The organism is Mesorhizobium sp. CO1-1-7, from assembly GCF_020164885.1.
Classification (GTDB): domain Bacteria; phylum Pseudomonadota; class Alphaproteobacteria; order Rhizobiales; family Rhizobiaceae; genus Mesorhizobium; species Mesorhizobium australicum.
In genome coordinates this window covers 339,999-365,719 of the sequence record NZ_JAIUHA010000005.1, presented here as the reverse complement: position 1 = coordinate 365,719, position 25,721 = coordinate 339,999, and the positions used below count along the sequence as shown (strand labels likewise).

At 64.0% G+C, this 25,721-nt stretch carries 25 protein-coding genes; 13 read left to right on the top strand and 12 right to left on the bottom strand.

Annotated features, from left to right (window positions below; all coding sequences use genetic code 11):
• The 4 genes from LB516_RS13365 to LB516_RS13350 all read left to right on the top strand — a co-directional run bounded on the left by LB516_RS13365 (position 1) and on the right by LB516_RS13350 (position 3,904).
• Positions 1–1,023, top strand: a complete 1,023-nt coding sequence (locus LB516_RS13365; protein WP_140724296.1) for an FAD binding domain-containing protein — start codon at positions 1–3, stop codon at positions 1,021–1,023.
• Between the two features lie 2 nt (positions 1,024–1,025).
• Positions 1,026–3,305 carry a xanthine dehydrogenase family protein molybdopterin-binding subunit gene (locus tag LB516_RS13360; protein ID WP_224595361.1) on the top strand — a complete coding sequence of 760 codons (2,280 nt, stop codon included), beginning with the start codon at positions 1,026–1,028 and terminating at the stop codon, positions 3,303–3,305.
• A gap of 119 nt (positions 3,306–3,424) precedes the next feature.
• Positions 3,425–3,628: a hypothetical protein gene (locus LB516_RS13355; protein ID WP_140661611.1), complete on the top strand. Its 204-nt coding sequence runs from the start codon at positions 3,425–3,427 to the stop codon at positions 3,626–3,628.
• Positions 3,629–3,739: 111 nt separating this feature from the next.
• Positions 3,740–3,904 carry a hypothetical protein gene (locus LB516_RS13350; RefSeq protein ID WP_015319110.1) on the top strand — a complete coding sequence of 55 codons (165 nt, stop codon included), beginning with the start codon at positions 3,740–3,742 and terminating at the stop codon, positions 3,902–3,904.
• A gap of 22 nt (positions 3,905–3,926) precedes the next feature.
• Here the strand turns inward: LB516_RS13350 and LB516_RS13345 are convergent, their stop codons facing one another.
• From LB516_RS13345 to LB516_RS13310, 8 genes are all read right to left on the bottom strand, one after another.
• Entirely contained in the window at positions 3,927–4,202 is a 276-nt protein-coding gene (locus tag LB516_RS13345) for a hypothetical protein (protein WP_224719707.1), read from the bottom strand.
• A gap of 68 nt (positions 4,203–4,270) precedes the next feature.
• Positions 4,271–4,789 (bottom strand): ferritin-like domain-containing protein, encoded by a 519-nt coding sequence (locus LB516_RS13340; protein WP_015319108.1) that lies wholly within the window; start codon positions 4,787–4,789, stop codon positions 4,271–4,273.
• Between the two features lie 157 nt (positions 4,790–4,946).
• The gene (locus LB516_RS13335) at positions 4,947–5,948 is read right to left on the bottom strand and encodes an ATP-dependent DNA ligase (RefSeq protein ID WP_224719706.1); all 1,002 of its coding nucleotides are present in this window, start codon (positions 5,946–5,948) and stop codon (positions 4,947–4,949) included.
• A gap of 66 nt (positions 5,949–6,014) precedes the next feature.
• On the bottom strand, positions 6,015–6,458 hold the full coding sequence (locus LB516_RS13330; RefSeq protein WP_224719705.1) for a PPC domain-containing DNA-binding protein: 444 nt from the start codon (positions 6,456–6,458) through the stop codon (positions 6,015–6,017).
• 26 nt (positions 6,459–6,484) lie between these two features.
• Positions 6,485–6,802, bottom strand: coding sequence for a hypothetical protein (locus LB516_RS13325; protein WP_015319105.1), 318 nt, complete (start codon positions 6,800–6,802; stop codon positions 6,485–6,487).
• Between the two features lie 112 nt (positions 6,803–6,914).
• Positions 6,915–7,100, bottom strand: a complete 186-nt coding sequence (locus LB516_RS13320; protein WP_140617515.1) for a hypothetical protein — start codon at positions 7,098–7,100, stop codon at positions 6,915–6,917.
• Positions 7,101–7,120: 20 nt separating this feature from the next.
• Positions 7,121–8,833, bottom strand: a complete 1,713-nt coding sequence (locus LB516_RS13315) for an HAD-IIB family hydrolase (protein ID WP_140661608.1) — start codon at positions 8,831–8,833, stop codon at positions 7,121–7,123.
• Positions 8,834–8,843: 10 nt separating this feature from the next.
• On the bottom strand, positions 8,844–9,815 hold the full coding sequence (locus tag LB516_RS13310; protein ID WP_224719704.1) for an SDR family oxidoreductase: 972 nt from the start codon (positions 9,813–9,815) through the stop codon (positions 8,844–8,846).
• Positions 9,816–10,522: 707 nt separating this feature from the next.
• Here LB516_RS13310 and msuE point away from each other — a divergent pair.
• A complete protein-coding gene (msuE, locus tag LB516_RS13305; RefSeq protein ID WP_140617612.1) occupies positions 10,523–11,083 on the top strand; it encodes an FMN reductase in 561 nt (186 codons plus the stop codon).
• Positions 11,084–11,284: 201 nt separating this feature from the next.
• On the opposite strand, the gene LB516_RS13300 is transcribed toward msuE, so the two are convergent.
• Positions 11,285–12,568 carry an NAD(P)/FAD-dependent oxidoreductase gene (locus LB516_RS13300; RefSeq protein ID WP_224719703.1) on the bottom strand — a complete coding sequence of 428 codons (1,284 nt, stop codon included), beginning with the start codon at positions 12,566–12,568 and terminating at the stop codon, positions 11,285–11,287.
• 304 nt (positions 12,569–12,872) lie between these two features.
• On the opposite strand from LB516_RS13300, the gene LB516_RS13295 reads away from it, so the two are divergent.
• From LB516_RS13295 to LB516_RS13265, 7 genes are all read left to right on the top strand, one after another.
• The gene (locus LB516_RS13295) at positions 12,873–13,646 is read left to right on the top strand and encodes an SDR family NAD(P)-dependent oxidoreductase (protein WP_015319098.1); all 774 of its coding nucleotides are present in this window, start codon (positions 12,873–12,875) and stop codon (positions 13,644–13,646) included.
• A gap of 79 nt (positions 13,647–13,725) precedes the next feature.
• Positions 13,726–15,048, top strand: coding sequence for a histidinol dehydrogenase (gene hisD / locus LB516_RS13290; protein WP_224719702.1), 1,323 nt, complete (start codon positions 13,726–13,728; stop codon positions 15,046–15,048).
• A 15-nt stretch (positions 15,049–15,063) separates the two neighbouring features.
• Complete coding sequence (locus LB516_RS13285; protein WP_224719701.1) at positions 15,064–16,092, top strand: zinc-dependent alcohol dehydrogenase; 1,029 nt, start codon at positions 15,064–15,066, stop codon at positions 16,090–16,092.
• Between the two features lies 1 nt (position 16,093).
• Positions 16,094–16,825: a histidine utilization repressor gene (hutC, locus tag LB516_RS13280; protein WP_224719700.1), complete on the top strand. Its 732-nt coding sequence runs from the start codon at positions 16,094–16,096 to the stop codon at positions 16,823–16,825.
• Positions 16,826–17,090: 265 nt separating this feature from the next.
• Positions 17,091–18,101 (top strand): ABC transporter substrate-binding protein, encoded by a 1,011-nt coding sequence (locus LB516_RS13275; protein ID WP_140661601.1) that lies wholly within the window; start codon positions 17,091–17,093, stop codon positions 18,099–18,101.
• Between the two features lie 28 nt (positions 18,102–18,129).
• Positions 18,130–18,993, top strand: coding sequence for an ABC transporter permease (locus LB516_RS13270; protein ID WP_041163526.1), 864 nt, complete (start codon positions 18,130–18,132; stop codon positions 18,991–18,993).
• A gap of 10 nt (positions 18,994–19,003) precedes the next feature.
• Positions 19,004–19,786, top strand: coding sequence for an ABC transporter ATP-binding protein (locus tag LB516_RS13265; protein WP_015319092.1), 783 nt, complete (start codon positions 19,004–19,006; stop codon positions 19,784–19,786).
• Between the two features lie 35 nt (positions 19,787–19,821).
• Here the strand turns inward: LB516_RS13265 and LB516_RS13260 are convergent, their stop codons facing one another.
• Positions 19,822–20,151, bottom strand: a complete 330-nt coding sequence (locus tag LB516_RS13260; protein WP_015319091.1) for a hypothetical protein — start codon at positions 20,149–20,151, stop codon at positions 19,822–19,824.
• A gap of 280 nt (positions 20,152–20,431) precedes the next feature.
• Between LB516_RS13260 and LB516_RS13255 the strand changes: the two genes are divergently transcribed.
• Positions 20,432–21,877: a DHA2 family efflux MFS transporter permease subunit gene (locus LB516_RS13255; protein WP_140724334.1), complete on the top strand. Its 1,446-nt coding sequence runs from the start codon at positions 20,432–20,434 to the stop codon at positions 21,875–21,877.
• 53 nt (positions 21,878–21,930) lie between these two features.
• Here the strand turns inward: LB516_RS13255 and LB516_RS13250 are convergent, their stop codons facing one another.
• Positions 21,931–23,820, bottom strand: a complete 1,890-nt coding sequence (locus LB516_RS13250; RefSeq protein ID WP_181177811.1) for an ABC transporter ATP-binding protein — start codon at positions 23,818–23,820, stop codon at positions 21,931–21,933.
• Positions 23,820–25,673, bottom strand: a complete 1,854-nt coding sequence (locus tag LB516_RS13245; RefSeq protein WP_140715323.1) for an ABC transporter ATP-binding protein — start codon at positions 25,671–25,673, stop codon at positions 23,820–23,822. Before LB516_RS13245 ends, LB516_RS13250 begins: the two co-directional genes overlap by 1 nt.
• Between the last annotated feature and the right edge of the window lie 48 nt (positions 25,674–25,721).

The window sequence follows — 25,721 nt, the reverse complement described above, 5'->3', positions numbered from 1 at the left end:
ATGCGTCCTTTCGTTCTCGAGCAACCGGCCAACATCCCGGCGGCTATCGCCCTCGCTTCGAACTTTGCCGCGCCGGATCGGCCGCCGACCCAGTCAGACATGCAATTCATCGCTGGCGGCACCAATCTGGCCGACTACATGAAGCTCGACGTTGCCCGGCCGAACCGCCTGCTCGATCTCAATCGTCTCTCCGAGCCGGCGCTTCGGCAAATCCGCGTCACCACCGAAGGGGTTCGTTTCGGCGCGCTGGTGCGGATGGGCGAGGCGGCTGACGATAAAGACGTCAAGCTCCACTATCCGGTCATTGCCGACAGCCTCAGGCTGGCAGCCAGCGGCCAACTCCGCAACATGGCCAGCCTTGCCGGCAACGTGCTGCAACGGACGCGGTGCGAGTATTTCAGGGAGATCTCATGGGCCTGCAACAAGCGCCAGCCGGGTTCGGGCTGCGCGGCAATGGACGGTTTCAATAGGCAACACGCGGTGCTGGGCGTCAGTGACGCCTGCATCGCCACCTATCATGGTGATTTCGCCCAGGCACTGATTGCCCTTGACGCCAACCTCCATGTCGAGGGTTCTGGCGGCGCGCGCGAAATCCGGTTCGCCAACCTGCATCGCCTGCCCGGCGATACCCCTCATGTCGAGACCGGCCTCGCCGCTGACGAGATCATCACCGCCATCGATGTGCCCGCGGGTCCTTGGACCCGGCGTTCCCGCTACCTTAAGGTTCGTGACCGCGAATCCTATGCCTTCGCCCTGGCTTCCGCGGCGGTCGCTCTCGACCTCGACGGCAACAGCGTCCGCGAGGCACGCATAGCCCTTGGCGGCGTCGCCACGGTCCCGTGGCGGGCGAGGGAAGCGGAAGCGGTCCTGCACGGCAAGATGCTGGACGAGGCAATGGCGCGGGCGGCCGCGGAGACGGCTTTCGCCGATGCCAGGCCGCGCGGCCACAATGCGTTCAAGATCGAGCTTGGCAAACGGACGCTGGTGCGGGCGCTCCTCGAAACCCGTGACATGAAGGTGTGATCATGAACGCAGCCGCTCCGCAGCCCAAGGAGAACATGGGTGCCCCGCTGCCGCGCATCGACGGGCGGCTGAAGGTGACCGGCCAGGCGAGTTATCCGGCGGACCTCGCGGCGGCCAATGTCGCCTATGGCGTGCTGGCCACCAGCAGTATCGCCAGGGGCACGGTGACGGCACTTCACCTGGACAATGCCCGAGCGGTGCCGGGCGTGCTCGACATCGTGACCTATGGCGACATGGACGCGGTGGACAAGCCGAAATTCGGCAATACCGCCGCCGCCTCGATCGCGCCGCTGCATGACCGGAAGGTCTTTCACGATGGGCAGATCATTGCCTTGGTGGTCGCCGAGACCTTCGAGGCGGCGGAGGAGGCTGCGCTGCTGATCCGTGCCGACTACGCCGAGGAGAAACCGAGTGCGGGCTTCGACAGCCCTGGAGCAACGACCATTGCCGCCGCGGGCAAAAGCCCGATGTTCAAGGAAGACGTCAAGGTCGGCGATTTCGATGTTGCCTATGCCGCTGCTCCGGTCAGGATCGATGCACGCTATTCGACACCAACGCAGCACCACAATCCGATCGAACTGTTTTCGACGACGGCAATGTGGCAGGGCGATCAACTCACCATTCATGAGCCGTCCCAGAACGTCACCGGCTGGAAGGCCGAACTTGCCAGGCAGTTGAAGATCGATCCGGCGAAGGTTCGCATTGTCAGCCCATACATCGGCGGCGCATTCGGCTCGAAGGGACCGATGACGGCCCGCACGGCGATCGTCGCGGTTGCGGCAAGGCGTCTCGGCCGGCCGGTGCGTTGCGTGGTCAGCCGCATGCAGGCGTTTGGTACACAGACCTATCGCGCCGAGACCAGGCACCGGATCCGCATGGGCGCCGACAAGGACGGCCGCATAACCGCTTTCGCGCATGAGGGCTGGGAGGTGACATCGCGCCCCGATCCCTACGTGGTCGGGGGAACGTCGGCGACCGGCCGCATGTATGATTACGGCGCGGTGCTTACGCACGTGTCGCTGGTCCAGGCGGACCGCAACACGCCCGGCTACATGCGTTCGCCTCCCGAGACGCCTTACGTCTATGCGCTGGAGAACGCCATGGACGAGATGGCGGTGGCCCTGGCCATGGACCCGGTGGAGTTCCGGAGGGTGAACGAGCCAAAAGCCGAGCCGATCGGGAGAAAGCCGTTCTCGAGCCGCTCGCTGATGCAATGCTACGATCAGGCGGCGGACGCGTTCGGCTGGACGAAACGGGACGCCAAGGTCGGATCGATGCACGACGGCGACTGGTTGATCGGCATGGGTTGCGCGACGGCAGTCTATCCGACCTCGTCGGCTCCCTGCGCTGCGCGCGTATGGCTGACCGTCGACGGCGATGTGCGCGTCCAGAGCGGCTCGCATGAAATCGGCACCGGCGTGCGCACGGTCGCCGGCCAGATGGCAGCAGAGCGCCTCGGTGTCGCCATGGACAGGGTGAGCGTCGAGATGGGCGACAGCACCTTGCCCCCGGCGCCCGTGTCGGGAGGGTCTATCTCCACGGCAAGCGTCTGTTCGGCGGTGCTCAAGGCCTGCAACGCGATCAGGACGAAGCTGTTTGCCGCGGCGAGCGGCGAAGGTGGTGCGCTTGCCGGCGCCCACAATGAGGAACTGGATATCCTCGATGGCAAAATCATTGCCAAGGGCGGCGCTTCGGCAAAAGTCGGGGACGTCTTGAAAGCCATGCGGGTGGGGGCGATCGAGGAGTATGCCGAGTATGCGCCCAAGGGGGCGAGCCCCGAAGCGCTCAAGAAGCTCTATGCCGGCCAGCCGGAGTTTCACGGCGGCGAGCAGGACGAGGATTCGGTGAAATATGCATTCGGCGCGGAATTCGTCGAAGTTCGCATCAATCGCCTTACCAGGGAAATCCGCGTGCCGCGCATTGTCGGGGCCTTTGCCGCCGGCCGCATCATGAACACGCGCACGGCGCGCAGCCAGCTGATGGGCGGAATGATCTGGGGCATCGGCCAGGCGCTGCATGAGGCGACCGAGGTCGACAGCCGCTATGCCCGCTACGTCAATCGAGATCTGCAGGACTACCTCGTGCCGGTCAATGCCGACATCAAGGATCTCCAGGTGATTCTGGTTCCGGAGATTGACCACGAGGTCAATCCGGCCGGCGTCAAAGGCCTCGGAGAACTGGGCAATGTCGGCACGGCGGCCGCCGTTGCCAGCGCGGTCTACCATGCGACTGGCAAACGCATCCGCGATCTTCCGATCAGGATCGAGCAGCTTATCGTCTGATCTGGCCTACCCCATGGGCGGTCCGATTCACGAAATATTACGTGAGGGAACGTCCGGGCCGCCAGCGTCTTTGACCCTTGAGGCGGTTGATCGCCTCGCATAACTCAAAGGAGAAGAAGATGCCCAATCAAGGTGGTAGCCATGAGCAACATGTGAAAGCAGGCCAGCAGAGCCACAAGAACATGGACGATAAGAACCGCCGTCAGCAGCAGGCGGCCGGTGACAACCATCGCCAACAAGGCGGCGACAGCGCCGGCACGACGCGTGGCGGAACCCATGAACAGCATGTGAGAGCTGGCGAGCAAAGCCACAAGAATCGCTAGCAACCTGTGTGGCTCCGTGCCCGTCCCGAGCGCTCGGGACGGGCTCTGCATGCGACCGTGCTGGGCAGAGCCGACCCGCACAGTTCGCCGAAAGAAAGAGAGACAGATTTGATGCCCGATCCGAGAGAACCCGACCCCAACCGCGACGTACCCATGCCGGCTCCCAATTGGAAGCCCAAGCCGATCGGCGAACCGGAGCCGGAAGGATTGCCCGATGAGGCGCCGTTACCCAATCCTGACGAGAACGAAGAGCCCCCAATGCACGCGGTCGGCTGAGCGGAATCCGCCCGTAGTTTGGTCACTCCTCGTCGAAGCGGCCGCCTTCCCTTGAAGGATCGCGTGACAGCACCGCTTCCTCGACATCGTCGGGCAATGCCTCGCCGCTTTCCTGGTAGGCGTTGTCGTCATCTTCCTCGGGCAATTCGCCGTCGGCCTCGTCTTCCACCTCGACGTCATCCGGAAGGATTTTCGCGCCTGCTAGCGCGTCCCAGTCCTGCTGCTCTACCGTGGGACCTTCAGTCTCCGTCGGGTCTTCCGTCTGAACTGCGGGTTGCTCTCTTTTGCGGGGGTCCATTGTCGTTCTCCGAAATCCGGGGAGTTTGCCCCGGATCGCCTGAAGCGCCCGGGGCAACAGCTCGCCAGCTAGGCGGCCTGTTCCAGGGCACGCTCGTTGACGCCGCCCTCGCCAAGGCTGGAAAGTGCCTCGTCGGTCGCCGTCTCCTCCTCGAGGGTCTCGTTGAGGAGTTTGACCACGTCGCTCTTGCCGAGCTGTTCAGCCCAGGCGATCAGCGTCCCGTAGCGCGCGATCTCGTAGTGTTCGACGGCCTGCGCCGCCCCGACCAGCCCAGCATCCAGCGCGGGGTCGCCCTTGTATTCCTGAAGGATTTCCGAACCCTCCTCGATGATGCCGTCGATGGCCGGACAGGTCTTGCCCCGGGCCGGCTTGTCGAGGAGTTCGAAGATCTGTTCGAGGCGGTCGACCTGGCCCTCGGTTTCCTGCAGGTGTTTCTCGAATGCTGCCGAAACATCTTCGGATTCGGCGCCTTTTGCCATTTTCGGCAGCGCCTTCAGGATTTTCTTCTCGGCGTAGTAGATGTCCTTCAGCCCGTCGAGAAACAGGGCTTCAAGCCCTTTCGTTGCCGCTTTCTTCGCAGTCGCCATGATTGTCATCTCCAATTGTCGTGAAGCCCACCAGCGGTGTAGCTGGAGCACAACTTGCCGTGAGGACGGTTGTTCCAGCCATCTCGCAAAGAGGCGACCGCTGCGTCGGCTCTCATCGCGACCGGGCTTCGCAAGCGCGTCCGCGGCACGAACTCCGTCACTGGATCTGTTGCATGGTGCATTGACGCGGCGCCTTGTCCGGCCGCCAGCGCACCAGTTTGGTGCCATGCCGGAACCTGTCGCCGGTGACATGGTCGAAGCGGACCTCGACCACCAGTTCCGGCCGCAGGGGCTCCCATTCGCCGCTGCGCTGCGTGCTCCAGCGGCTAGGCCCGCCCGGCGCCTTGCCGGTGAAGCCGGGTCCGCCACGCAGCTTTTCCAGCTTTCGGGTGACGCCAGCCCGGTCATCCCTGCCGATGGTCGAGGTAAAGCCGACATGGTCGAGCTTGCCCCTATCGTCGTAAAGGCCGAGCAGGAGCGAGCCGACCTCCTTGCTGCCGGTCAGATAGCGGAATCCTCCAACCACGCAGTCGGCCGTACGCAATCGTTTGACCTTGACCATCGCGCGTTCCCCGGGGCGGTAGGGGTCGGCCAGCAATTTGGCGACCACGCCGTCGGTGGAACCATGGCCGGCTTCCTCAAGCCAGCGTCTGGCGGCCGCCGGATCGGTCGTGCTGGGCGAGAGCCGCAAGCCAGGCTCGGCGCAGTCCTGAACGAAGCCCTCGACCGCCCGGCGTCGTTGCGACAACGGCTCACCGAGCAGGATCGTGCCGCCCGGCGCGACCGGCATGTCGAACAGGATCAGCCGGGCAGGCGTTTGCGCGCTCAGCTTGCGGATGCGGCTTTCGGCTGGGTGAAGCCGCATCTGCAGCGCGTCGAAAGAAAGCTGGCCTTCGATCTCTATGACGATCTCGCCATCGACCACGAAATTGCGGGCCTCGACTTGCCGCAGCATGGCGACGAGCTCCGGGAAGTAACGACCGAGCGGTTTGCCGGATTTGGCGCGCAAGTCGACATCCGTGTCGCCTTTGAAGGCGAGGCAGCGAAACCCGTCCCATTTGGGCTCGTATTGCCAAAAGCCCTCCCCATCCGGCAGGGCGTCGGCTGCCTTGGCCTCCATGGGGGGCGTGTCCGGAGGTAGGGCAAAGCTGTCCGTCATTGCCTTACGTCGCTTTCTGGGGCACGCGCCGGCGGCGAAGCCCGCCAACCGACACCCGCGGCAGCTTCAGGCCCCGAGATCGATCAAAGCCACGCCGAATTCGGCTCTCTTGCGGCGGCGCAGGTGACCCGGCGCTTCCACCACGGTGATTTCCAATGTCGGCCGAACGGTGCCTTCGAGCAGATGGCCGCCTTTGGTCGTGCCGTCGCTCAAGCCAAGCACCGCGTGGACATGAAGGCTTGGCTTGCCATCATCGTCCGTCGCGACATCACCGATCGCGCTCAGGACCTCGCATTGTTCATCGATCGGGATTTTTCGATAGCTCTTCGCCTCCAGGTCGAACCAACCGACAGTGGCCCGTTGGAACGCGCCGATCGCCGTCAGGGAGGCGCTGCCGATCTTCTGCTCGACCGCGAAGCTGGTCAGTGCAGCGAACGCTTCCTCGCTTGGGTCGAGCACCACGACAAATGTCCGTTGGCCATTGGCCTCGTTGACGAGTCGCGATTTCATGCCGGCGTTCCAATCCTCGCGGTCGGTCAGTGGGCGTGGTGTTCGGCGTTCCTCTTGCGGGTCGCCGCCGCCTTCTTTGCCGATTCGGACCGGCTGGCGGCCGATCGGGAAGCGGACGCCTTTCCGCCGCTTTTGCCGCCCTTGTGCGCCGCTGGGTGACCCGTGTGCTTGCCACGCCCGGAGCCGCCTTCCTTCTTGCCGCCACCATCGTCCTTGTTGACCGTCGCCCATGCGCGCCGCTCGGCTTCCTTGTCGGAGACGCCACGCTTCTCGTAGCCTTCGGCAATATGGTCGGCCTTGCGTTCCTGCTTGTCGGTGTATTTGGATTTATCGCCTCGGGGCATGATCGTTTCTCCTTCTCGATGGAGGTTGAACGCCAAGTCGGCGCCCGGGTTCCAATCGCGGTCAGCCTTGCCCGACACACCCTGTCGCGGCGGCTGTTGCAACCAGGCAGGTTTAACCGATCGCGAACCTGACCACCGCCGCCAGGATCAGGATGCCGACCAGTCCTGCCACGAAGATGATCCGGCGCGTGCGGGTTCGCAGGATGATCTCGCCTTGCGAAGCCTGGCGCGCGGAGAAGACAGGTCCATTTTCGCCGCGTCCGTCTTTGTCGTCTTTGCCATGCCGGTCGTCGCTCATGACCGCCTCCTGTCGGGCTGTTACGCCTCTGGCGCCGTCGCGGGTGCCGTGTAGCGCCGCCGAACGGCATCGAGCACCCGTTTGCGGCTCTCGTCCGCCGAAAGCTTGCTGTCCTTTTCCGCCTCGGCGGTTTCGCGGGCGAGGTCCTTGTCCCTGATCTGGTGGCGGAACCATTTCGAATAGTCGCCCGCGCGCAAATGGAACTCCCAGGTCTTGTCGTCTATGCCTTCGGCCATCTGAGCAAAGATCATCAGATTATGGGCCCTGAGGTTCATCGCGTCGTCGGGACCGCGGAAATAGAAGCTGCCTGTCTCATCGAGTTGACCCTCGGCATATTTGCGGCTGTGGCGCTTGAGCGACTGGCGAGGTTCTATGACCTTGACCGTCGTGAGTTTTTTGCGCGCCCCCGGCCGCCAGAACAGAACCCGATCGCCCTTGGGCGTGGGAATGTCCTTCGGCGGCTCGATGCCGGTCTCATGGCAGAAGGTCTTCACCACGTCCTTCGCCTTCGGGCCAAGGGCGATGACGGCCGTCATCAGGCGCAGGGCGTCGGTCGAAATCGCCTCGGGATGGACGGTGATCAGGATCGTGCCCGGCAGTTCCAGGGAGAGCACGGCGCGGGTGTCGTCGCGCCGCTTCGGAAGAAGATGGTGCGCTTCGTCGATGACCAGCCAATGCGGCCTTGCGGTGCGGCGACGGAAACTGCCAAGGCCAGGCAGCAGGTCGGCAAAGAAGTCTGGCCGTTCGTTGACACGCAGCGCCAGCCCGTTGACGACGACATTGCTGTCGGCCTTGGCGATCAGGTCGAGCACCTGCGCCTTTGTCGGCGCGCTCGATGCATCCCCCAGCCGAACGGCGCCCTCGAGGCCGTCATAGTCACCCTCCGGGTCGAAGACGCAAAACTGAAATTGGCTGTCGACGAAGCGTTCCGTCAGTGCGGTGGCCAAAGTGGATTTGCCGATGCCCGAACTGCCGGCGATGAGCACGCTTTCGGTCGGCGACAGATAGATGTCATCGCCACCGGACGATCCCAGAACAATCCCGCCATGACGCTTCGGCACGATCCCGTGGTCGCTTTTTATCAGCTTGGCGATCAGTTCCTCGACGCCTTTGCCGCGTGCGCCGCGCGTGACCAGGTCCGCGGTGCTTTTGACCGCGGGAATGGCATTGTCGACCGCAACGCTGCAGCCGCAGGCCTTCAGGAAGGCGTGATCGTTCTCGGCGTCGCCGATACCCACAACATTGTGCGGCGACAGGTGAAGGTCCTCGAGCGCGGCCGCCAGACCGGTGGCCTTGTTGACGCCGCTCGGCAGGATCATCACCGCGCCCTTGTTGAAGATGATTTCGAGTTCGAGCCCCATCTTCTTGATGACCTCGAGCACGGTCGCCTGATGCGGTTCCCAGGTGGCGACGATCGACCGTCCCACGGAAAGTGGCTTCACCCCCTGCTTTTTCAGCCTGGCGACGAATTCGGGCTCCGGCGATGGTGAGATCGCCCGCTCTTCCTCGCTAGCCGGTGTGTAGATCAAGGCGCCGTTTTCGGCGACGACCTTGTCGAACAGGCCGACATCGGGAAACACGCGCTTGAGGTCGGGCAACTCGCGGCCAGTGACCAGAAGCAGTTTGCGGCCACTTTTCTTGAACCGCTCCAGTGCCGCGAGCGTCTTGTTGGAGACCGTCCCGTCATGTGCGAGCGTCCCGTCATAGTCGGTCGCCAGGGCAATGAAATACATTGCGCTGACCTCAGTAGCCGCCGACGATCGGCAGGATCTCGCCGGTGATGTAACTCGAGCAGTGCGGGGAGGCGAGGAAGACATAGGCGGGAGCCAGTTCCTCCGGTTGGGCCGGCCGTTTCATCGGCGTGTCGGCGCCAAATTTCGAGACGTCGTCGGCTTCGTTGTCGGACGGATTGAGCGGCGTCCACACCGGACCAGGCGCGACCGCGTTCACCCTGATGCCCTTGGCGATGAGGTTGCCCGAAAGCGCGCGCGTGAAGGCATGGATGCCGCCCTTGGTCATCGAATAGTCGACCAGCTGCTTCGAGCCTTCTATGCCGGTAACCGAACCCGTGTTGACGATCGCCGAGCCCGGCTTCATGTGGGGCACGGCTTCCTGCGCCATATGGAAATAGCCATAGAGATTGGTCTTCAGCGTCGTGTCGAAATGTTCTTCGGTCAGGTCGCCGAAGTCGCTGGAATGGATCTGGAAGGCGGCGTTGTTGACCAGCACGTCGATGCGGCCGAATGTTTCGACCGTGGTCGCCACGGCATCGTGGCAGTCCTGGCGTTCACTGACGTCGGCCTTCAACAGGATGCAGCGTCGGCCTTCTTTTTCGACAGCGGATTTTGTCTCCTCGGCATCCCTGTCCTCGGCCAGGTAGACGACTGCGATGTCGGCGCCTTCGCGAGCGAACAAAACCGCGACCGCGCGGCCGATACCCGAATCGCCACCAGTGATGAGAGCCACCTTCCCTTCGAGTTTCTTTGATCCGACATAGTAGGGTGCATCGTAGAGCGGAGCAGGCTCGATCGCCGCTTCATGCCCGGGTTTCGCCTGATGTTGCTTGGGGAAGGGCGGCTCGGGATAGGGGCGCGCGCCTGCCTGCATGGCGTGCTCCGCCTTTCCGTTGCGCTTCGATTTGTCCTTGGCATCGATGCCGCGCTGGATATGGCGCTGCTTGGCGACTTCACCGGCCGTTTGTGACTTCGTCTGCATGGTCGTCTCCTCGGCTGAAGAAAGTTCAACGCGCGGCAGACCGGCGGTCTGCGCGGCGCATGGCTTGTCAGAAGGTATCGCCCCCGTCCGCGTCAGTCCTTGACATAGGCGCCGGGTTGGCGGCCCGACCTTGGAGCCTTCGCGTCCTTCGAGTGCTCGGAGATCGCCGGGCCCGCGCCGGATGTCTTCTCCGTTGCGGGGCTGGGCGTCGCCTTGCGAGGCGGGTTCTGTCCTTCTGACTGGTGTGTCTCTTCATTTGTCTGATCCGCCGGTCGCGTAAGCCCCATTCCGCCTGCCGGCGGCTTGTTGCCCGCTGCGTCAACCGAGAAATCATCGTTCGGATCCGGGCCGGTCCTGGCGGGATACTTCCGTGCGCCGGTTTCATATTCGGTTCTGTCGCGTGCCATGGCTTCCTCCGTATTTGGCTGAACGGAAAACAGCCGCCGGGCGATCAGGTTCCGAACAAACGGTGATGGTCCCCCTTTTCGCCACCGGTCGCATCGCCCTTCGCGTGCGACGGCTGCCAAGTGCATCTGGATCGGGTGACGTCATCATCCGGCATGCAGGCGGGCGATCTGGCTCCCCGGGAGAAAAATCTTTTCCGATTTCGTCCCACGGCGACCGTGAATTCCTTTTGTTCGGCAGCAATGTCTATAAAAACTATGGACATTGGCAAACTGGTTCGAAAAGATCACAGGGCATCCATCATGACCAATCCGGCCATTGTCGGCTTCTCCGGCAATTTCACGCGGCCCTCCAAGACCCGTGGCTTCGTGGACCATATCGTGACGGAGATCGCCGGGCGATACGGCCTCGCCGCCAGTACCCATGACATCGTCGATCTCGGTCCCAGCCTTGGCAATGCCAAAGCCACTCGGGACCTGGACGAGCAGGCCCGCGCCGTCCTCGAGCGGATCCTGACCGCCGATGTCCTGGTGGTCGGCTCGCCCACCTACAAAGGCAGCTATACCGGGCTGTTCAAGCATTTCTTCGATCTCGTCGATCCGGCGGCCCTCAGGGGCAAGCCGGTGCTGCTGGCGGCGACCGGCGGCGGCGATCGCCATGCATTGATCGTCGAGCATCAGCTGCGGCCGCTGTTCGGCTTTTTCGAAGCCTTTGCGCTGCCGACGGCCATATACGCCTCGGAGAAAGATTTCGCTGATGGCGTGCTGGCATCCGAAGCGATCCAGGCCCGCATTGGCCTCGCCGTGGACGATGTCGGTCTGGCGCTCTTCGGCCGGCAGCACGCCAGGATAGCCGCCGAGTAGCGTGCTCGGAACATATCCCGCTCCGACCGCTGGCGCGCTGAGGCGCTTGGCTGAAGCCGGCCGTTGAACGCGCCTGCGCGCCGCAGGGCGACTTGCAGTGCACGGTCGCAAATCAGCGGGCGCTGATGCTCCGCATGCATGGACGACCACGCCCGAAGATTGTCCGCTGCCAAGACCGGAGCATAGCGGCGTGCTTTTCCGTTACCGGCCGAACCGGTCCTTCACCCGGCCCGAAAGGATCGCCGCTCTGACGCCAAGCGGCCAGAAGCGGTGGAGCCGGATCGGCTTCAGCCCCGATATCGGCATCGGGAAGGGAATGGTCTCGTCGCCGCGAAGGCGGTTTGCCAGCGCATTGCCCATCGCCGAGGCCATGGCAACACCGCGGCCATTATAGCCAAGGCAGATCAGCACGCCGTCTTCCGGCTCGTGAACGTGTAGAAGATGGTCCTTGGTGACCGCGACCCGGCCGTTCCAGCCATGTGTCCACCCAGCTCCAGCAAGCGCCGGCCAGAGCCGTAGCGCATAGTCGGTGAGATAGCGGATGGCGGAAGCATCGCCGATGGGCCTCATCGGTCCCCGTCCGCCCATGAGGAGCCGGTTCTGGACGTCGATGCGGTAATAGACGGTGATGTTGCCGGCTTCGTAGACGACCGGCCTTTCGGGAAGAATTGCGGCCGCGACCGTGGGCGACAGCGGTTCGGTCGCCGCGATGGCGCTGAACACCGGAACCAGCGACTGCTCCAGGCCAGGCCACAAGTTTCCCGTGTAGCCGTTTGTCGCCACAAGGACCTTCTCGGCGCTGACGGATCCGTTTGCGGTCTCGAGGAGCCAGCGCCCGGCCTGCCTGCTGAGCGAGAGAACCTCGCTGCCGCCAAATGTCCGCGCGCCGGCCTTCCGCGCGGCGGCCGCCAGGCCACGCGCGTATTTCAAGGGATGGAGGTCGCCGCCGCGAGCATCGAACATGCCGAACATGTATCTGTCCGTGCCGGTTCGCGCCGCCATCGCTTTTGCGTCAAGCAAGCCGACCGGCATCCCCCGCCGCTCGCATTGGTTGGCCGTGGCCCGCACCGCGGCTGCCGGCTGCGGCCGGATGGCCGCGCGTATGGTGCCGTTCTGCCGGACCTCGCAATCGATCGACAGGCGCTTGATGAGGCTGAAGGTGAAATCCGGAGCACCGTAGGAGAAGTCGATCATCCGCGACCCCAGCTCGGGGCCGAACATGGCTTCGATCGTGTCGGGATCGTATTTGAGGCCGGGATTGACCTGGCCGCCATTCCTGCCCGAGGCTCCCCATCCCGGCTGATAGGCCTCGAGCACGCAGACGTCGTCGCCGGCTTCCGCCAGATGCAAGGCAGTCGACAGGCCGGTCAAGCCAGCGCCGACAATGGCGACCCTTGCCCGCTGCGCGCCGGCAAGGGAGGGGTAGTTGCCGGTGCCGCCAGCCGTATCGCGATAGAGGCTCCGGGGCGGGCTGCTTTCGTTCATGGACGAGGCTCTCACGACAAGGCGGCCGGCTCGAGGGGCACGATAGCTTTCAATGGCCGATATCCCGCACGCGCGGCAGACCCAGACTTTCGTGTCGGGTACGCCAGGCAATTCTGCTTGCTTTCGGGAGGTTACGACATTTGCGACAGGGCTCCCGCCCGTGGCATCTCGTATGAAGAGCCAACTACGCGATCCTGGTGCGGCGGCTGACGTCACGTTATCGCAATCAGCTTTGTTTGTATATGCTTGTATATGTAAGTCGATCTGGTAGTCTCTGGGCTATGGAGCGGCCAAGGAGGATCACATGCGCGACGCTTCTCTTTTCGACCTCTCCGGCAGGAAGGCGCTTGTCACCGGCGCCAGCCGTGGCATTGGCCGCAGCATCGCCGGGGCGCTGAGCGCGGCCGGCGCCGACGTCGCGGTCACGGCGCGTAGCCTGGACTCGCTTGACGAGACGACGGCGGCCATCCGCGCGGCCGGCGGGGTTGCGCACGCCATTGCGCTTGACGTGACCGATGTCGACCAGTGCCGCACGGTTATCGCCGAGGCAGCCCGCCTGCTTGGCGGCTTCGACATTCTCGTCAACAATGCCGGAGTGGAAGAGGTCCGGCCCTCGCTCGACGTTGACGAGCCGCTGTGGGACCGGATCGTCGATACCAATCTCAAAGGGGCGTTCTTCTGCGCCCAGGCGGCGGCACGGCAGATGCGGGACGCCGGGCGGCCCGGCGCCATCATCAACCTCTGCTCGTTGACTTCAGAAGTCGGCATTCCGACGGCGGTGCCATACGGCTCGTCCAAGTCGGGCCTGCTCGGCATGACCCGGGCGCTGGCAGCGGAATGGGCGCAGCTTGGCATCAGGGTCAACGCCATCGCCCCGGGCTATTTCAGGACGGCGATGACGGAGGTGTTCTACGCCGACGAAGCGTGGCGGCAATCCATGCTCGCCAAAATCCCGCAGCATCGTTTCGGCGATCTGCGCGACTTGCACGGCGTCGCCGTGTTCCTTGCTTCGGATGCCTCAGCCTACATTACCGGCCAGTCCATTCCGGTGGATGGCGGTTTCCTTGCATCGATCTGAGGCGGCTCGCCCAGGTTAGAGAACAAAGTCTTCCGCAATGTGACCGGCCGGCGCATTGCTCTGAACAGAAGGAGCACCCATGTCCGACATCAGCTTCCACGATCTGTCATCCCTCGATGCCACGCAACGGGCCGGTCTGCTGAAACGCGCCGAAGGCGATCTGTCGGCCTTCGTCGAAAAGGTCCGCCCGATCATCCAGGCCGTCAGGGAAGAGGGTGACGCCGCCCTGATCCGTTTCGCCAGGGAGTTCGACAAGGCCAATGTGAGGGAGGGCGGACTGAAAGTGTCGGAAGCGGAGTTCGATGCGGCCTTCGACAAGGTCGAGAAGGAAGTCGTGGAGAGCATCAGGTTCGGCATCGAGAATATCAGGCATTTTCATGAGGAGCAGAAGCCGGAGACCATGTGGCTCAAGGAGATCCGGCCGGGCGCCTATGCCGGCGACCGGTATACGCCCATCGCATCGGTCGCGCTCTACGTGCCGCGCGGCAAGGGCGCCTTTCCATCGGTGACGATGATGACGTCGGTTCCGGCTGTGATTGCCGGCGTGCCGCGGATCGCGATCGTGACGCCGCCAACCTCGGATGGTTCGGTGGACGCGGCCACGCTGGTCGCCGCTCGCCTTGCCGGCGTCGGGACCGTCTACAAATGCGGCGGCGCGCAAGCCGTTGCCGCCGTCGCCTACGGCACCGAGACGGTGAAGCCGGCGCTCAAGATCGTCGGCCCGGGCAGCCCGTGGGTGGTGGCGGCCAAGAGCGTGCTGTCCTCGATCATCAATACGGGCCTGCCTGCCGGACCATCGGAGGCCATCATCTTTGCCGACGACAGCGTCGACGGGGGCCTTGCCGCGCTCGACCTGCTGATTGAAGCCGAGCACGGGCCGGATTCTTCAGCCTATCTGGTGACGCACAGCCGAAAGGTCGCCGAGGCAGCCCTTGCTGCACTTCCCGACCACTGGTCGCGGATGACCGAACAGCGTGTGGAATTCTCGCGCGCGGTGCTGACCGGAAAGCGCGGCGGCATCGTGCTGACGGCGTCGCTGGAGGAAAGCTATCGCTTCATCAACGACTACGCGCCCGAACATCTGGAAATCCTGTCGAAGGAGCCGTTCGCGCATCTCGGCCACATCACCGAGGCGGCCGAAATCCTCATGGGTCCGCATACGCCGGTAACCATTGCCAACTTCGTCCTCGGGCCGAATGCGGTGCTGCCGACCAGCCGCTGGGCGCGAACCTATGGACCGCTTTCGGTGACGGATTTCGTCAAGCGCTCCTCGGTCGGCTATGTCACCTCGGCCGCCTATCCGGAACTGGCGCAGCATGCCCGCCGGCTCGCCCGCTACGAGGGCTTCAGCTCGCACGAAAACGCGGTCTCGGAGATCCGCGACCGCTATCTCGCCGGCTGAGCGGAGACGATCGCGATGAAGGCGGCACGACTTTATGGACCGGGCGACCTGCGCGTCGAGGACATCGCCGCGCCAGGCATTCCCGATGCCGGCTGGGTAAAGCTCAGGGTCGATGCCGCCGGCATCTGCGGTTCGGACCTGCACAATTTCCGCACCGGCCAATGGATAAGCCGGGCGCCCTCGACGGCGGGCCACGAGTTGACCGGCACGGTGATCGCGCTGGGCGAGGGCGTCGATACCATTGCCGTCGGCCACAGGGTCGTCGCCGATTCCCGTTTCTGGTGCGGAGACTGCGCGCAATGCCGTGCCGGCAAGCGGCATCTCTGCGCTGCGCTGGGCTTCGTCGGCGAAATCTGCGACGGCGGCTTTGCCGAACAGGCGGTGTTGCCCGCACGTCTGCTGCATGTCATCGATGCGAGCCTTGACGAGCGCGTCGCGGCGATGGCCGAGCCGCTTGCCGTCGCGCTGCACGCGGTGCGGCGTCTGCCGAAGACGGCGGGTTCGGTTCTGGTCGTCGGCTGCGGGCCGATCGGCGGTCTAGCCGCGCTGTTGCTTTCGCGAACCTTCGCCGGCACCGTGCTTGTCGCCGACCTCAACCAGGCGCGCTGCGCCCGCGTGGCGCGAGTGACGGGCGCCACGATCGTCGATCTCGACCGCGAGGCCATTGCAGCCGCGACCGCCAGCGCCCCGCTGCTGGCGGCCGTCGAGGCGACCGGCAGCATCGCGGCGTTCAGCCAGTTGCTCGGCGTTCTCGATCCTGGTGGCGCGATGGCGATGGTCGGCATCTTCCATGGCCGCCTCGACATCGACCCCAATGTTCTTGTCGAACGCGAGATCGCGTTGCTTGGCTGCCATGCTTTCGCGGACGAATTGCCAGACGCTGTCCGGATGCTGGGTGAGCTGAGTGAACCGCTGCTGGCCCTGGTCGATTGCGAGATCGGTCTGGACGACATCCCAGCTGCCTATGAGCGGCTGTTGGCGGGAAGCAGCGATGGCTTGAAAACAATCATCCGCATGCGGCAACCTGCCGGAAAGGGTTTTTGAAATGATCGATTTGCCCGACACGGCAAGCCCCCTCTACGAGAAGGTGAAGGACTACATCCTGACCAACATCGGGACGGGCCGGTGGGGCAAGGACAGCAAGCTGCCGTCCGAGAATGAGCTGGTGGCGTCACTGGGCGTGTCGCGGATGACGGTCCACCGGGCTCTGCGGGAGCTGACCTCGGCGGGATTCCTGATCCGGCTGCAGGGTGTGGGAACATTCATCGCGCCGCCCCGGCCGCAGTCGACGCTGATCGAGATCAACAATATCGCTGCGGAGATCGTCGAGCGCGGCAACAGCCACCGCTCCGAAGTCCTCGTTCTCGAAACGATGATGCCGAGCAAGGAATTGGCACTGTCGTTCGAGTTTGCGAAGCGGGTTTCGATCTATCACTCCGTCGTCGTCAATTTCGAGAACGACTTGCCGGTGCAACTGGAGGAGCGTTTCGTCAATCCGGGCCTGATCCCCGACTACGACAAGCAGGACTTCACCAAGACAGCGACCTATGACTACCTGATGCAGAAGACGCCGGTGACCGAGGTCGAGCATATCATCTCCGCCATCCCGGCCGACAAGGAGGCCGCACAGCATCTCGGCATCGATGTCGGCAGTTGCTGCCTTCTCCTGCATCGCCGGACATGGACGGGGGCCATCGTGGCCACGATCAGCAAGCTGACCTATGCCGGCAGCCGCTACTCGCTCGGCAGCCGCTACTCGCCTTCCAAAGCGAGCTGAAGGCGACGGGAGCGAGCTGAAGGCGACGGGCCAATGCAAGCCGCCGAGCTGGATCAACCTGGAATTTGAGTCTCTCCAACTTGTATATGCATGTATGTATTTCAGCCTTGACATCCGCTGCCGCTGCCGCTGAAATATGTCAGCGCTTCAACCATGAAGTGGCGGGCAAGACGCCGAGGCACAGTGCCGCAAGAGCAGAACCCCGCAGTCTCACCAGACCGGATGCCTGGGTAAAAAGCGGTCTGATCATCAAGGGGAACGAAAGATGACGCTTAACCTAGCAGGACAATTTCGCGCGCTCGTGATGGCCGCCGCGATCGGGCTCGCCACCGCCCCGGTGGCCCACGCAGCCGATGCTGCCATCCCGACGACACCTGAAGCTGGATCGTTCAAGATAGGCATCGAGCCCTGGCTTGGATATGGTCAATGGCACGTCGCCGAGGCCAAGGGACTGTTCAAGACAAACGGTCTGTCGGACGTCCAGATCGTCAACTTTGCCGAGGACAAGGACATCAACGCGGCGCTCGCAAGCGGCCAGCTCGACGCCGCCAACATCGCCACCCACACGGCGATGGGCATGGTTGCGGCCGGTCTGCCGGTGAAGATCGTGCTGCTGCTCGATGTCTCCATGACCGCCGACGCCATCGTCGCCGGCAAGGATGTCACCTCCATCGCCGATCTCAAGGGCAAGCAGGTCGCTTTCGAGGAAGGCACGACGAGCGACATCCTGCTCAAATACGCGCTCGCCAGGAACGGCATGTCGGTCGCCGATATCCAGCCGGTTCCGATGCCTGCCGCCGACGCCGGCGGCGCCCTGATCGCGGGCCAGGTGCCGGTCGCGGTCACCTACGAGCCGTACCTCACTGTCGCCATGGCGCAGAACAAGGACGTCAAGCTGCTGTTCACCGCCGGCGAGGATCCCGGCCTGATCAGCGACGTGCTGGTGGTGCGTGACGAGGTGATCAAATCGCGACCCGGCCAGGTGCTGGCCATGATCAAGAGCTGGGACGCCGCGCTCAAGGATTATAACGCCGACACCGCCGGCGGCCGCGCCATCATCGCCAAGGCGGTCGGTTCCGACGTCAAGGACCTCAACACCGCTTTCGACGGGGTGCGCTACTATTCGCTCGCCGAAAACAAGACGGCGCTCACCGGCGAGTTTACCACCAAGACATTCGCCGATGTCGAAGCGGCCGCCAAGAACGCCAAGCTTCTGCAGGCCGATGTGACGCCGGAGCAGATGATCGATCCGTCCTTCGTCAAGGCGGCGCAGTGACGAGATCCGGATCGCGGTGGTAACGCGGATGTCCGGGGAGCCTCCCGCGAAAACCGGCTTGGCCCGCCCGGCACGAGCGCCCGCCGCAACACAGGCAAGGCGACGCCGATCCTCCGGGATCGGCGTGCCCATCGCCCGGTCGCGTTTCCTTGCGATAGCGGTGGCCGTCTTTGTTGGCCTTGGCCTTGCCTGGTGGGCAGCGACCGGGCTGGGATGGGTGAAACCCATCTTCCTGCCGTCGCCGGGCAGCGTTGCGACCCAGATCGCCAAGCTCGCCGCCGACGGCACCTTGTGGCTCGACCTCAGGGCTTCGATGTACCGCATTTCCATCGGCTTCCTCCTCGCCTCGGCACTGTCCATACCGATCGGCGTGCTGATCGGCAGTTTCCGTTCCTGGGAGGCGGCCATCGAGCCGCTGGTCGATTTCATCCGCTACATGCCGGTTGTCGCCTTCGTGCCGCTCTCCATCCTGTGGGCCGGCACCGGAGATACCCAGAAATTCCTGATCATCTTCATCGGCACTTTCTTCCAGCAGGTGCTGATGATCATGGACAATGTGAAACGGGTTCCCGCCGACTTCATCGGCCTTGGGCGCACGCTCGGCCTGCCGGACCGCAAGATCCTGACGCGCATCGTCGTTCCCAGCGCCTTGCCGGGCATCTGGGACACGCTGCGCATCAGCCTCGGCTGGGCATGGACCTGGCTGGTGCTGGCCGAGCTCGTCGCGGCGACATCCGGCCTCGGCTATCGCATCACCGTGTCGCAGCGCTATTTCCAGACAAACACCATCATCGGCTACATCCTGCTGCTTGGCGTGCTTGGCCTCATCACCGATCAGGTCATGAAGGCCCTGGAGAAGGTGCTGTTTCGGCAGGAAGGCCACCAGCAATGAGGAACCGCCGGTGACTGTTCCCAAATTGCGCATCGCCGGTCTCGACAAGAGCTTCGGCACCGGCGAGCGGCGCACGCAAGTGCTGCGGGACATCAATCTCGACCTCGCCGACAACGAGTTCGTCTCCCTCGTCGGCACGTCGGGCTGCGGCAAGAGCACGCTGCTGTCGATCGTCGCTGGACTGCAGGATTTCGACGCCGGCGATCTCAGCATCGATGGCGCGCCGATCCTGCAGCCGGGCCTCGACCGTGGTGTTGTCTTCCAGTCCTATACGCTGCTCCCCTGGCTGACGGCGCGGCAGAACATCGAGTTTGCTCTCAAGGCCGCCGGCTATGATCGCGCCGCCTGCCGCGAGATCGCGCTCGAGCATCTCGACCTCGTCAAGCTCACGCAAAGCGCCGATCGCTTCCCGTCCGAACTGTCGGGCGGCATGAAGCAGCGCGTCGCCATCGCGCGCGCTCTCTCCTATCGCCCCAAAATGCTGCTGATGGACGAACCCTTCGGCGCGCTCGATGCCTTGACCCGACACCAGATGCAGGAACTGCTGACCCAGATCTGGGAGGAGCACCGGCTCACGGTGCTGTTCGTCACGCATGACGTGGAGGAGGCCGTTTATCTATCGGACCGCATCGTCGTCATGGGGATCGGCCCGGGACGCATCATGCAGACCTTCAACGTCGACATCGAGCGCCCGCGCCGGGAAGAGGTCATGGAGACCCCGGCCTTCATGGACTTGCAGCGCGGCGTGCATAAGGCCATCCGCGAGGCGTCGAGACGTCCCGAAATGGCGTGATGCCAGCAACCTTCGTCGGCTCCGGCGGTCAGGCGTTAGGGGCCGTGGGGACCGCACAGGCCGAGCGTCCACTGGATGGTTCCACAGAAGTCGTCGGCACGGCCCCGGTAACTGCCGTAGCCATTGTAGTAGCTGTCCATCCAGTCGTTATTGTCGGCCGAATTCTCGCCGGTCCAGCCCCTGCCGACCCAACCGTCACGGTGGCCGCGTCTGCGGTTCGCGGCGTGCGCGTGGTCATTATGGGCGGCGTTGACGCGGACATAATGGTGCCTGGTGACGGCGGCATCGGCCACAGCGGCAAACGGGACGGCGCTCGCGGCCAACAGCACCACGAGGGAGCCGAGGAATACGCTTCGCTTTCTCATCAGCATGTCTCCTTGCCATTCGAGACATATGGGAAAGAACGCCCGCCTCGCTGCACACGTTCCGTCACGAAATCGGGACGGCGCCCGCTGAAATGGGCAGTGTTTGTCCGCGGCACTCGCGGTGCCGGTCAAGATTTGTTGACTTCCAGCGAAGCGGAAATGACTACCGCTCGCCGATTTGCCGGATCACAAGAGGGCCTGCGATCAGGCCCGGCTGGCCGGCAAGGCAATCTTGCCTTTGAACCGGGACAAGCCACTTTGGCCGATAGAAGCCATCTGCATGACGGAATTGACCAGAGCATTGGAACAGCCTCAATTTGCCACCGAGCGCGACCCGAGGCTGCGGCTGATCATTCCGATCATCGTCGCCATCGCGTTTTTGATGGAGCAGCTCGATTCCACCATCATCACCACCGCGATCCCGGCAATAGCGCAAAGTCTCGACACGACGCCGGTCCGTCTGAACCTTGCGATCACCACCTACATCTTGACGCTCGCCGTGTTCATCCCGGTCAGCGGTTGGTTTGCCGACAGGTTCGGCGCGCGCAGGGTGTTCGCGCTGGCGCTTTTCACCTTCACCCTTGGCTCGGCGCTGTGCGGCATGGCCGACAGTTTCGGCATGCTGCTGGCGATGCGTGCCCTGCAGGGGCTGGGCGGCGCCATGATGACGCCGGTCGGCCGGCTGATCCTGCTGCGCAGCTTTCCGCGCAGCGGCCTGATCACCGCCATGACCTATATGACCCTGCCGGCCATCATGGGGCCGGTCATCGGGCCGCTGCTCGGCGGCCTGCTGACCACCTACGCGTCGTGGCGCTGGATATTCTATGTCAACGTGCCGTTCGGCTGCCTTGGTATCGTTGCCGCGCTGCGCTTCGTCGACGACTTCCATGGCGAGGCGGTGCAGCATTTCGATGTCCCGGGCTTCCTGATGGTGGGGTTTGGCGTGGCACTACTGCAGTTCGGGCTGGAGAATATCGGCCGGCCGGTCATTCCCGGGTCCGCGACGGTGCTGGTGTTGGCCGCGGCCGCGTTGCTGCTGCTTGCCTTCGGGCGCTATGCACGCCGCGTCGTGGCGCCGGCTGTCGACCTGACGCTGTTTCGGTTCCGCTCGTTCTGGGTCGGCACGCTGGCGGGCGGCCTGTGCCGCGTCGGTCTCAACGGCGTGCCTTTCCTGGTGCCGCTGATGCTGCAGGTCGGCTTCGGCATGAGCCCGGTCACATCAGGCTCGCTGACATTCGTCGGCAGCTTTGGGGCGCTGCTCATGCGGCCGCTGCTGTCGCCGCTGCTGCGGCGCTTTGGCTTCGGTGTGGTGCTGGTCGGCAGCGCGCTCGTCGGCTCCGCCACCGTGGCGGGCTTCGCCCTGATGGGTCCCGATACGCCGCATTGGCTGATCGGTTTCTATGTCTTTCTGTTCGGCATCGTCCGCTCGGCGCAGTTCATGACATCCAACACCCTGTCCTACGCCGATCTTCCGGCCGACAAGCTCAGCCGCGCCACTAGCCTTGGCGGTGTGCTGCAGCAGCTCAGCGTGTCGCTTGGCGTCTCGATCGCCGCGATGCTGCTGGGCCTGATTGCGGGCGAAAGCCATCTCCTCACGCCGGAACGCTTTCACCAAGTGTTCCTGCTGACCGCGATCATCCCGCTGCTCTCGATTCCGGGCTTCCTGTACCTGCGCGCCGAAGACGGCGTTCAAGTTAGCGGCCACGTCAGGGGATCTCGCAAATAGGTCTTGTCGGAGGCATCAGGCAATCCGTCGGCTCGCACCCTGCCAGCACCGGCTCACGTCGCTTCGCCGACCGAAGCGTCCATTCCCATGGCTTCCTCGGAAATGTCGTCGAAGGAAGCGTAGTTCATGTTGTAGAGGCGGGCGTAAAGACCTTTTCTCTTCATCAACTGTTCATGGTTGCCGCTTTCGACGATATCGCCATTCTGCAGCACGATGATGCGGTCGGCGCCCCTTATGGTCGCCAGCCGGTGCGCGATGACCAACCCGGTGCGCCCTTCGAGCAGCTTGATCAATGCCTTCTGGATCAGCATCTCGGTGTAGGAATCGATGCTGGCGGTAGCTTCGTCGAGCACCAGGATCTTGGCGTCGGCCACCAGCGCCCGCGCGAAGCTGATCAGCTGGCGCTGACCGAGCGAGAGATTGCCGCCGCGCTGCTCGAGTTCGGTGTCGTAGCCGTCAGGCAGTTGCTCGATGAAGTCGTGCGCGCCGACGGCTTGTGCGGCGCGGACCACCTCTTCGCGGCTGGCGCCGGTCTTGTGATAGCGGATGTTCTCCAGCACCGTGCCGGAGAACAGGAACGGCTCCTGCAGCACCATGGCTACCTGATCGCCGAGCGAATCCTGCGTCAGGTCGCGCACGTCATGGCCGCCGACCAGGACCTCACCCGACCAGACATCGTAGAAGCGGTGCACCAGCGCCATCGAACTCGACTTGCCTGATCCGGTCGGCCCGACAAGCGCGACCGTCTCGCCCGGATTGACGCGGAAGGAGATGTTCTTCAGCACCGGCTGGTTCGGCCGGTAGCCGAAGGTGACATTCCGGAACTCGACCGAACCGTCCATGTCGCGCGACAGCGCCACCGCATTTTCCTTGTCGCTGACATCCACGGGCACGTCGAGCACTTCGGAAATGCGCTGGCCCGACGCCATGGCGCGCTGCATGACGCTGTATTGCATGGTGAGCGAGCGGATCGGGTCGAAGAAGCGCTGGATGTAGAACAGGAACGCCACCATCACGCCGATATCGAGACTGTGCGACAGCACCATCGACCCGCCGACGACGATCACGGTCGCCATGGCGATGCCCGTCAGTGTGTCGACGATCGGCACCATCACCTGCGCATATCTCGCCGACCGCAGATGGGCGTTGAGATTGGCCAGCACCTTCTCGTCATAGAGATCGAAATTGACGTGCTGGCGTTCCAGGCTCTGCACCGTACGCACGCCGTGGATGCCTTCGGCCAGCGCCCCGTTGGCGATGGAGTTGGTCTCGTGCGCGGCCATGAAGGCGACCTTGGCGCGCGGCAGCCAGAACAGGCGCACGATGAACAGCGCCGGCATGGTCGACAGCGTCAGCAGCCCGAGCCGGAAGTCCAGCCACAGCAGGACGGTGACGATGCCGAACAGAAGCACGATGTCGCCAACCGACATCACGGACGTCTCGAGGAATTCCTGCATCGAATTGACGTCGCCCTGCAGGCGCGACATCAGCCGGCCGACCTCGGTCTTGTCCATGAAGCCCAGAGAGACACGCTGCAGGTGGCTGAACATTGCACGGCGCAGGTCGGACAGCACGTTCTCCGCCACCTTGCCGACGACGCTCTCCTGGACATGGCTGGCGGCGTAGTTGATGAGGATGATCACGGCAAAAGCGGCGACCGCGGTGGTCATCACCGAACGGTCGAGCCTGCCTGGCGCCATGCCGTGATCGATGGCGTAGCGGATGACCAGCGGGATCGCCAACTGCGTCAGCGTGAACACCAGCACCGCCGCGACCGAGATGAAGATCCGGCCCCGATATGGTCTGACGAAGCTCCAGATGCGCCTGACGATGCGCGGATCGTAGGCCTTGCCGAAGACCTCTTCCTCATCGCGGTGCGAGCCGACGACGGCCTTGGTCGGGCGTCGGCTTGTGTCTTCCTTCTCGTCGTCCTGCGTCGACATCAGGCGGCTCCCTCGAGCCGATCGTCGTCCGGCCGCAACTGCAGGTCGTAAAGCGCGCGGTAGCGTCCGCCGAGCGCCAGCAATTCCTCATGCGTGCCGCGCTCCACGATCCGGCCGCCCTCGACGAACAGGATCTGGTCGGCATGCATCAGCGAACTCAGCCGATGCGAAATGATGAGCGTCACGCGATCCCTGGCGAAGCGCTTCATCGCCGCCCGGATCCGCTGCTCGGTGCCGGCGTCGACCGCGGCCGTGGAATCGTCGAAGACCAGCACCGATGGTCTTAACATCAGGCTGCGCGCGATGGTCAGGCGCTGCCGCTGGCCGCCGGAAAGCGAGGCGCCGCGTTCCCCCACGACCGTGGTGTAGCCGGCCGGAAGCCCGATAATGTAATTGTGCAGCTGGGCATACTCAGCGGCCTGGCCGATGCGGGTCTCGCGCGCCCAGGGATTGCCGTAGGCGATGTTGTTCTCGATCGAGGTGGTAAACAGGAACGCATCCTGCTGCACGACGCCGACCGCCTTGCGCAGCGATTGCAGCGTGACATTGCGGATGTCCTGTCCGTCGATGGTGATCGCGCCCGAGGTCACGTCGTAGAAGCGCGGGATCAGGTGCGCGATGGTCGACTTGCCGCTGCCTGGCGGCCCGACGATGCCGACGGTCTCGCCGGGCCTGGCTTCGAAGGAAACGCCGGAAAGCGTCGGACGCTCGCCCGCGCCCTGATAGCGGAAACCGACATCGTCGAAGCGCAGCACGCCCTCGGTGATGACGAGCTCCCTGGCGTCGGGCGCGTCCTTGATGTCGAGCTCAGCGTCGAGCAGTTCGAACAGCCGCGTGCCGCAGGTCGAGGCGCGCGCGAAGGAGTTGACCATCAGGCCGAGCTGGCGCACCGGCATCTGCAATATGGTCATGAAGGTGAGGAACTGGGCCAGCGTGCCGACGCTGATCTGACCCGCGATCACCTTCTGTCCGCCGAACCACAGCACCAGGCCCATGGCGGCGAGGAAGGAAAAATTCATGGCGCTGGTGTTCGAGACGCGGATGTCGACGCGCTCATTGGCTAGGTCCAATGCGTCCCGTTTGGCACGGTCGAATTTTGCCAGCTCATGCCGTTGAGCCGCGAAGGCGCGCACGACACGGATGCCGCCGAGATTCTCGTCCATCACCCGGCTCAGCACCGACAGCCGCTCCTGCAGCGTCAGCCAGGTGCTGCGCAGTCGGAGCTGCGTCACTGACGAGCGCCAGGCAACAAATGGCACGAAGCTGAGGCTCAACAATCCGAGCACGAGATCGGTGCTGATCAACAGATAGGCGCCGACACCGATCAGGACGCCAAGCAGCACCACGCGCAGGATACCGGTCGAAAAGAACATGCGCACGCCGTCGAGGTCGAGCAGCCCGAGGGTGATGAGATCGCCGGTATGGACCTTGTCGTGGAAGGAAAAGCTCAGCCGCTGGATCTTCTCGTAGAAGGCGAGCCGCAGCTCATAGCCTGTCCGGTGGCCGACGGCTTCGCCATAGTAATTCTGCGCCATGGTGAAGAGGCCGCGCAGGATGCTGACGACCAACAGCGTCAGCGCCGTATTCCACAGCGCCCGCTCGGCCGCGGTGCCGGCGCCCGCCGCCATCACCCCTTGCGCCTGGTCGATGGCGCGCCCCAGGAGACGCGGAATGAAAAGCTGCAGCGTCGCCGCGATAAAGGTCGAGATGAGGGTGATGGCAACCTGCCAGGGATGGCGCAGCGTCATGCGCACGATGCGCAGCAAGGTGCTGAGGCCCTTGCCCCAGGAGGCTTCCGCCACATGGGCAAATGATTTGCCGCGCTTGGCAGCGCTGGTCGCATCAGTGTGCAAGGAAATACCAGACCAATCCGGACATTAGCCCGAACGAATGTAGCAGAC